This window comes from Aerococcus sp. L_32, assembly GCF_050689315.1.
Genome location: NZ_JBOEQF010001308.1, coordinates 1 through 507, shown reverse-complemented (window position 1 = coordinate 507; position 507 = coordinate 1). Strand labels below are relative to the sequence as shown.

Here is a 507-nt window from a genome sequence, read left to right as displayed (position 1 = left end):
AAAGGTACAACAATTATCCATGAAAAAGAGCGGTCACGTGACCATACTGAAAACATGTTAAAGAACTTTGGCGTTGAACTAAAAGTTGACGATAAAGACATCTATCTAGAAGGTGGCCAAAGCTTAACAGCTACGGATATTAAAGTCCCAGCAGATATTTCGTCAGCAGCCTTCTTTATTGTTGCCGCACTATTAGTTAAAGGTTCTAAACTCCACATGCCAAATGTGGGTTTAAATCCAACCCGAGCAGGGATTATTGAAGTCTTGAACAATATGGGTGCCAACATCGAAACATGCTTGCATGAAGGTGGCTTGAGCGGTGACTTAACTGTTTCTGCCAGCGACTTAAAAGCAACAGAATTCGGTGGCGACATTATTCCAGCTTTAATTGATGAAATTCCAATTATCGCTTTAGCCGCAACCCAAGCGGAAGGTAGGACAGTGATTCGTAACGCTGAAGAATTAAAAGTAAAAGAAACTGACCGTATTCAGGTCACAGCCCAAGAG

General features: G+C 41.6%; 1 protein-coding gene. It reads left to right on the top strand.

All coding sequences use genetic code 11. The features are described from left to right. A partial coding sequence (locus ACRCJ0_RS19495) for a 3-phosphoshikimate 1-carboxyvinyltransferase (RefSeq protein ID WP_431391879.1) occupies positions 1-507 on the top strand: 507 nt, incomplete at both ends.